This is a genomic window from Acinetobacter sp. UBA5934, from assembly GCF_002430855.1.
Lineage (GTDB): Bacteria > Pseudomonadota > Gammaproteobacteria > Pseudomonadales > Moraxellaceae > Acinetobacter.
In genome coordinates this window covers 1-7312 of the sequence record NZ_DJDC01000022.1, presented here as the reverse complement: position 1 = coordinate 7312, position 7312 = coordinate 1, and the positions used below count along the sequence as shown (strand labels likewise).

Genomic DNA, 7312 nt, shown 5'->3' with positions numbered 1-7312 from the left:
CGCAAAAATATTCTGGCTGCCCAGCCGAATGCCGCGCATCAGCTGATTGCCGAACTTGAAGATGGTTTTGATGTGCATGTCATTACCCAAAACATTGATGATTTGCATGAACGTGCCGGAAGCAGCCAGGTCATTCATCTACATGGCAATATTCGTCTGGCTAAAAGCTCGGGTCCAAACTGTCAATACAGCACTGAATTCTATCCGGTGGAAGGTGCCGAGCTAGATCTGAAAAAACACTTCTGCAAGGATGGCTATCCCTTACGTCCACATGTGGTCTGGTTTGGCGAGGCCGTGCCCGCTTATACCGATGCACAAGACTGCGTACAGGATGCAGATATTTTTATTGTGATTGGTACCAGTCTACAGGTTTATCCGGTGGCAGGTTTAATCCATGAAATTCCAGCGAAGTGTAGCGCTTACTATATTGACCCCAAGGCTGATCAGCAGCAACTCCCTGCTCAATTCCAGAAAATCGCGATGACCGCCACTCAAGGCATGCACTATCTCAAAGAAAATTTACTCCAATCGCGTTAAAGCATTTTGTTAAATAACAAAACCTTCCAGCAGGCATTGACATAATGCAACAATAAACTTTTAATCAGCTTATTGTTGCATTAATGGAATTTTTAAATGCTGTCTGATCTTGATGATTTTTATTGCTTTGCCCTAGTTGTTGAACATGGAGGATTTAGTGCAGCAGAACGGGCTACCGATATCCCAAAATCAAAATTAAGTCGTCGCGTTTATAATCTGGAAGAACATTTAGGCGTGCGGCTGATTCAGCGTAGTTCCCGTCATTTTGCCGTAACCGACATTGGCATGAATATTTATCGCCATGCTCAAGTCATGATGAATGCGGCACAAGCGGCCCATGATCTGGTGGATCATCTGAGTATTCAGCCGCGCGGTGTAATCAAAGTCAGCCTGCCAGTTTCAATTGCGCAAAATGAAATTGCCAAGATTCTGCCAAAATTCCTGAAAACCTATCCTGAAATTAAAGTGCAGCTCATTGTCAGTAATCGCCGTGTCGATATCATTAATGAAGGCATTGATGTGGCACTGCGGGTACGTTCCAATCTGGATGATGACCCAAATCTGGTTTTACGCAAATTTGAACATATAGAACAGCACCTGTTTGCCAGCCAGGCCTATCTGAATGAATTTGGCGACCTAAAACAGCCGGAAGATTTAAGCCAGCATCATATCCTCAGCATGGCGGATGAGCATTTAGACCAATATATTGTGGTGCATGACAATCAAAACCGGCAGAAAAAAATCAAGGTCAATCCCATGGTGATGGGATCTGACTTGATGATGCTGGCACAACTGGCACGACAAAATTGCGGGATTGTGTTACTACCCGACAGCATTGTTGAAGATTATGTGCAAAGCGGTGAACTGGTACGTGTACTGCCGGACTGGAAAGCACCGCATGGTATTTTCCACGCAGTGTATCCTTCACGCCGCGGCTTGTTACCCGCCGTACGTGTATTTATTGATTATCTGGTAGAACAGCTCAGTAAACATTAATGCTTTCGGGCATCTATATAGAAAAGAAATGTCAGAACAGTATTCAGACTATCAATAGATGGCTTTGAGTTATCAATTGCCAGACCACAAAAAATGCAAACCTTGTCACAAAAATATAAAATTCACTTGACTAATACCGAATTTTAGGCAAAAAAAAGCTTATCCGAGGTGGATAAGCTTATAAACTTTAAATAAGAAACTACAGCTAGAATCTATATATGTATAGTACAAAAAAAAATCATTAAAATCTAATATATAAAATATATTACAAAAAAATGCCGAAATGATCTTTTTAATTTAAATCAAAAGCTTACAAGAATACATAATAGATTTTAAAACTTTATCTGTACATAAAGTAAACCAATCTATACCAAAGTATAAAACTACCTATTTCATTTAACACTTATCACTTAAATTTCAGGATATGAATCGGTACCTTCTGGCCAAGGAGACAAAAGCTCAAAACCGTTATCAGTTACAGCCACCATATGCTCCCACTGTGCAGTCAAAGAACGGTCAGCCGTTACCACAGTCCAGCCATCTTTAAGCTCTTTCACTTTCGGCTTGCCTGCATTGACCATAGGTTCAATAGTAAACACCATGCCTTTTTTAAGGATCAGACCTTGACCAGGTTGGCCATAATGCAGCACATTCGGTTGTTCGTGATAGACCTTACCAATACCGTGCCCACAGTATTCCCGCACGATGCTATAGCCCTCACGGTGCGCAACCGACTGAATGGCAAAACCGATATCACCTAAAGTTGCACCCGGTTTCACTGCATGAATCCCGGCAACCATTGCCTCATAAGTGGTTTCCACCAGTTTTTTGGCTTCAGGCTTAACGCTACCAACATAATACATCCGGCTGGTATCACCAAAATAACCATCTTTAATGATCGCTACATCGATATTGATGATGTCCCCATCCTGCAAAATGGTAGTGGCAGATGGAATACCATGACACACCACTTCATTCGGAGAAATACAGGTGGTTTTGGTATAACCATAATAACCGACATTGGCTGGAATCACTTTCAAGGTATTCACAATGAAGTCATTGCAGATGTCATCCAGGTACTCTGTGCTTACACCCGGCTTGACATACTTCCCTATCATTTCCAAAACCTGAGCAGCCAGACGCCCGGAAATACGGAGTTTCTCTAAGTCTTGCTCAGTTTTAATGGTAATAGTGGAAGCCTTCATTGCATCATCCTCAAGAATAAGGCTTATGATTATAGTCCTTTTACTTTTATTTTGTTTAATTTGAGCAAATAAACAGCATGGTTTTGACCATTTTTAGTCAACTGTGTGATTGATTTATATACATTTAAATGGTTATTTTAAAAGAGTCGAAATTTCCTTAACTTACTAACAAAGAATATTATTTTATAATTTATAATTTTTTAATGACTAATCAAATATATAAATAAAATTAAATTTTTCCGGTTGTTCATTTTGGTTTTTTGCTAAACCTCTACGCCTCATAGGCTTCATAAAATAAACTACAAAAACGCATGGATATCCTCTAGAATTGCTTTTTTGTTCAATTCCTCTCCCTTTTTTATGACAAATCTCCGTACACGGGATATTGTTGCTTTAGGTTTTATGACCTTTGCACTTTTTATTGGTGCGGGCAATATTATCTTTCCACCGATTGTCGCTCAACAAGCGGGTGAACATGTATGGTTAGCTGCTTTAGGTTTTTTGATTACCGCAGTTGGTCTGCCTGTTATCACCATTATGGCACTGTCACGTGTAGAAGGATCGATCCAGAATTTAAGTTCGCCTTTAGGTAAAATCGCCAGTCTGATTTTAACAATCGTGTGTTACTTAGCTGTAGGTCCTTTATTCGCAACACCTCGTACACCAACGGTTTCTTATGAAATCGGTTTTTCTTCTTATTTTGGTACATCAAGTAGTAGTCTGCTTATTTATAGTGCAATTTATTTTGCCGTTGTGACCGCTATTTCCTTATACCCAAATAAACTGCTCGACACTGTGGGCCACTTCCTTGCACCTTTAAAGATCATTTCTTTGGCTGTGTTGGGTATCGCTGCGTTTGCAATTCCTGCCGGATTCATTCCACCAGCCATTGATAACTATGTAACTGCGCCTGTTTCTGAAGGTTTTGTCAATGGTTACTTAACCATGGATACCTTGGGTGCATTGGTTTTTGGTATTGTCATTATTCACGCGATTCATTCACGTGGTGTAACGGATAAAAAACTGGTCACCAAATATGCGGTCATTGCCAGCCTGATTTCAGGTGTAGGTTTGACACTGGTTTATTTAAGCCTGTTTAAGCTCGGTTTAGGCAGTCATGAAGTCGCTCCAAATGCAGCAAATGGTGCAGTGATCCTGCATGCCTATGTGCAACATGCGTTTGGTGATATTGGCTCTCTATTCTTAACCGGCATGATTTTCCTGGCCTGTATGGTTACAGCCATTGGTTTAACTTGTGCATGTGCAGAATACTTCTCTGAACTGACTAAAATTCCTTATAAAATTTTAGTGTTCATTTTGGTGGGATTCTCTTTCATCATTTCAAACCTGGGTTTAACCAAACTGATTGCAGTGTCTGTACCGGTATTAAGTGCCATCTATCCGCCAGCAATTGCGGTGATTCTGCTGAGCTTCTTCTGGAAGTTTTTCAATAAACCTGCTTTTGTGGTTGCTCCAGTGACCGCGGTTGCGTTCCTGTTTGGTATTTTTGATGCACTAAAAGTTGCCGGTCTGGATTCCTACTTACCTGGCTTTATTCAAAATTTACCGCTCAATGCACAAAATTTAGCATGGCTCATTCCATCTCTTATTGTGCTGATTATTGCTATCGTAATCGACAAAGTTAGAAAATAACTGATGTTGATGTGATTAAAATCTGGTTTTACCCAAACCTGATTTTAAGCGTGATCAATAAAATGACTTGTTTTACCCAAACAGTGTTTTATTGTTTACATCTACATCACTATATTAAAGTTTGTTAAAAAATATAATTCAGATCAGCACCATGAGGCTGATTCTCCCGGCGATCCCACCTCATACATGGATGCAGTTTCAGACTGGCATCGATATTGCTTCTTTTATTCCAGTTATTGTTGAACTTCTACACATTTCTGGCGTTGCTAGAATGGATGGGGATATACACATCTGTTCAAAAAATATGCAATATTTCCATTTTGAATAAAGTAATCATATTAAATTATGCACTACCATGCTTTTATTACAAAATAATGACATTGCCGCTTGAAATGATATGAAATAAGAAGTACAACAATAGAAACTAATCTGACTAAAACAATTAGGTTTAAGTCAATCAATAACAGGAGGGGTGGAGATGTTATCATTACATTTCAATAAAGAAATCTTCATTAACGCTCTAAAAGCAAATAAAAATATGGTCACTTATTTGAGTACCACTGTTGCTCTGCTTGTGACGTTGATTATTCATGGTTTGATCCAAGGCGATTTAAAACCTGAATACTTTATGTATGCTTTTATCGTATCGGTAGCTTTCTATGTGTGGGCCGTGGTCGATCAGAAATATCGCCAACAGAAGCAGAATACTTCTACAGAATAAAAGATGGGTGAACTATCACCCATCTTTAAAAAAGAACAATAATAACCAATAATCAAAAACTTATATCAAATAGCAATCATCCAATTAAAACATTCCCAACCCCATGACTGTACCAAGCAATAATCCTGCTGTGGCACCCAACTCCCCGATCACCAATAAAACCATTGCACTGGTCAGCATCCATTTCGGTAAATGCCAACGTCCCATTTGATGGGGCTGCTTAAACTGATTGGTGGTATCTTTCAGCCAACCATGCAGTATGTAGCTCAAAATTGAAAAGCTAAAAAATAAAAGATTGATCAATACGAAAATAAAATTAAGCCCTTCACTCCATACAGAAAAATAAGCCAAAACTGCAATAATCAGACTGGCTGGTGCATAGAGCAAACTGCTTCTATGTGCAATATCCACATAATAATGTGCCCGCGCTTGTTCAGAATGTCGTATTTGATAATATTTCCATACTCCGGTGAGCATTCCCACCCACAGAAAAACCCCACTAAATATCACAGCCCAAGCCACAGACTGATTTAGATTTTCCATATCCATGCATTTATATCCTTATTTTTAGAGTGCTATTTTGACTTTAAAGTCATGAATTATACAAGTTTCTTTTTAGAACTTGGCTACAGTAGTCATTATTCGAATTTATCCGACATTCTCAATATGAGCACTTTTGAATCATTAACCATTACCTGTAAAGACGGATATGCTCTGAATGGTCGATTTTATGCATCTACCATCCTCCATAAAAACCACCCGATTCTGATTTGCCCCGCAACAGGCATTACCCAAAATTTTTATCAGGCTTTTGCAGAATGGCTGGCTACACAAGGTTATGATGTTTTAAGTTTCGATTTCCGTGGAATTGGTGGTTCTTTACATGGTCCTGTGAGTAAGTCTAAAGCCAGCATTGTAGATTGGGGTCAACTGGACATTCCAACAGCTATAGATACCCTGTTATGCAAAACCCAGACAGATCAAGTGATTTTGGTAGGTCATAGTGCCGGTGGTCAGCTTTTGGGCATTGTACCCAACTTTCAAAAAGTGGCCAAAGTTGTGGCTGTATCGGGTTCTACCGGTCATGTGAAAGGTTTAAAAGGCAGAACCAAACTGCTTGCCCCGGTGATGTTTAATGTTATTTTTCCATTGGCACGTATTACCAATGGTTATGGCCCAACTCAAGCCATCGGTATGGGTGAAAACCTGCCTAAAGATGTGGCTAAACAATGGGCGCAATTTTGTAGCAAACCGGGTTATGTCATGAATGCCATTGGAAAAACTGTGTTTGAAGATTACCACGCTAAAATTGATTGCCCGATTACAGTGCTTTGGTCATCTGATGATGAAATTGCCACTGAAGCAAATGTAAAAGATCTGCTTCGTTTATATCCAAAAGCAAAAACGGAAATGATTGAGCTCAAGCCTGAAAGTTACAACCACAAAGCCATTGGTCACATGCTGATGTTTAAAAAATCACATCAGAACTTATGGCCAGTAATAGCACAGCAATTGGCTATTTAATTGGCTAAATGATGTAACGTTTTAGATTTTGGCCGTTGAATCTCTTATTTCAGTTAAATGGCTTTTCCATGAAAAGCTGATGCACCCAGCAGCCTCTACATATTAACTTCGCGTATAAAAGCTGCTGATTAAAGCCTCAGACCCATGAATGCTTTAACTTACCTGAAGGTTATTTAAGCGGCAAACAAGGCCATGAATTTGCTTTTTTTTTAGCCTTTCGGTCCTTAAGCAGAAGAATAATGCTATAAATAGTTTTAATTCAGAATATTCTTTTGTAGTTAGCCGTATGAACGAAAATAATTATAGCCTGGATAAAATAGACCGCCGGATTTTATCTGAGCTTAGGCAAGATGGTCGTCTTACCGTGACCCAACTGGCCGATAAAGTCGGTCTATCCTCCTCTCCTTGCTGGACACGATTAAAACGACTAGAAAATTTAAAAATTATTGAAGGTTATACAGCTAATATTAATCCTAAAGCAATTGGTATTAATGAGCTGTTTTTCATCGAAATCACTTTAGAACGGCATGATGATGAAATTCTAGATCAGTTTAGTGAGGCGCTTGCCAATATGCCTGAAGTTGTGGAAGCACATTTGGTGACAGGTGATTATGATTATCTGGTTAAAGTTGCAGTAAAAAATTCGGAACATTATGAGCGTTTTTTGTGGTAAAAT

Annotated in this window: 7 protein-coding genes and 1 pseudogene; 6 read left to right on the top strand and 2 right to left on the bottom strand. The window is 39.3% G+C overall.

Going from position 1 to position 7312, the window contains the following annotated elements:
* Together B2Y23_RS01470 and B2Y23_RS01465 are read left to right on the top strand one after the other, a co-directional pair.
* Positions 1-537, top strand: a 537-nt coding sequence (locus tag B2Y23_RS01470) for an SIR2 family NAD-dependent protein deacylase (RefSeq protein WP_291368573.1), incomplete at its 5' end; no start/stop codon positions are given.
* A gap of 96 nt (positions 538-633) precedes the next feature.
* Positions 634-1533 carry a LysR family transcriptional regulator gene (locus B2Y23_RS01465; protein WP_291368571.1) on the top strand — a complete coding sequence of 300 codons (900 nt, stop codon included), beginning with the start codon at positions 634-636 and terminating at the stop codon, positions 1531-1533.
* Between the two features lie 410 nt (positions 1534-1943).
* Here B2Y23_RS01465 and map read toward each other — a convergent pair whose 3' ends face one another.
* On the bottom strand, positions 1944-2738 hold the full coding sequence (gene map, locus B2Y23_RS01460; protein ID WP_291368569.1) for a type I methionyl aminopeptidase: 795 nt from the start codon (positions 2736-2738) through the stop codon (positions 1944-1946).
* Positions 2739-3098: 360 nt separating this feature from the next.
* Between map and brnQ the strand changes: the two genes are divergently transcribed.
* Together brnQ and B2Y23_RS01450 are read left to right on the top strand one after the other, a co-directional pair.
* The gene (gene brnQ / locus B2Y23_RS01455) at positions 3099-4391 is read left to right on the top strand and encodes a branched-chain amino acid transport system II carrier protein (RefSeq protein ID WP_291368568.1); all 1293 of its coding nucleotides are present in this window, start codon (positions 3099-3101) and stop codon (positions 4389-4391) included.
* Positions 4392-4869: 478 nt separating this feature from the next.
* Entirely contained in the window at positions 4870-5112 is a 243-nt protein-coding gene (locus B2Y23_RS01450; RefSeq protein WP_291368566.1) for a hypothetical protein, read from the top strand.
* An 84-nt stretch (positions 5113-5196) separates the two neighbouring features.
* Here B2Y23_RS01450 and B2Y23_RS01445 read toward each other — a convergent pair whose 3' ends face one another.
* On the bottom strand, positions 5197-5661 hold the full coding sequence (locus B2Y23_RS01445) for a hypothetical protein (RefSeq protein WP_291368564.1): 465 nt from the start codon (positions 5659-5661) through the stop codon (positions 5197-5199).
* 117 nt (positions 5662-5778) lie between these two features.
* On the opposite strand from B2Y23_RS01445, the gene B2Y23_RS01440 reads away from it, so the two are divergent.
* Entirely contained in the window at positions 5779-6636 is an 858-nt protein-coding gene (locus B2Y23_RS01440) for an alpha/beta fold hydrolase (RefSeq protein ID WP_291368575.1), read from the top strand.
* Positions 6637-6922: 286 nt separating this feature from the next.
* Positions 6923-7303: pseudogene (locus B2Y23_RS01435) on the top strand (Lrp/AsnC family transcriptional regulator); the annotation flags it as partial.
* Positions 7304-7312 lie beyond the last annotated feature (9 nt).

Excerpts from the sequence above, each read along its gene's own strand:
- B2Y23_RS01465 (WP_291368571.1), top strand. The coding sequence starts at position 634 with ATGCTGTCTGATCTTGATGATTTTTATTGCTTTGCCCTAGTTGTTGAA.
- map (WP_291368569.1), bottom strand. The coding sequence starts at position 2,738 with ATGAAGGCTTCCACTATTACCATTAAAACTGAGCAAGACTTAGAGAAA.
- brnQ (WP_291368568.1), top strand. The coding sequence starts at position 3,099 with ATGACAAATCTCCGTACACGGGATATTGTTGCTTTAGGTTTTATGACC.
- B2Y23_RS01450 (WP_291368566.1), top strand. The coding sequence starts at position 4,870 with ATGTTATCATTACATTTCAATAAAGAAATCTTCATTAACGCTCTAAAA.
- B2Y23_RS01445 (WP_291368564.1), bottom strand. The coding sequence starts at position 5,661 with ATGGATATGGAAAATCTAAATCAGTCTGTGGCTTGGGCTGTGATATTT.
- B2Y23_RS01440 (WP_291368575.1), top strand. The coding sequence starts at position 5,779 with ATGAGCACTTTTGAATCATTAACCATTACCTGTAAAGACGGATATGCT.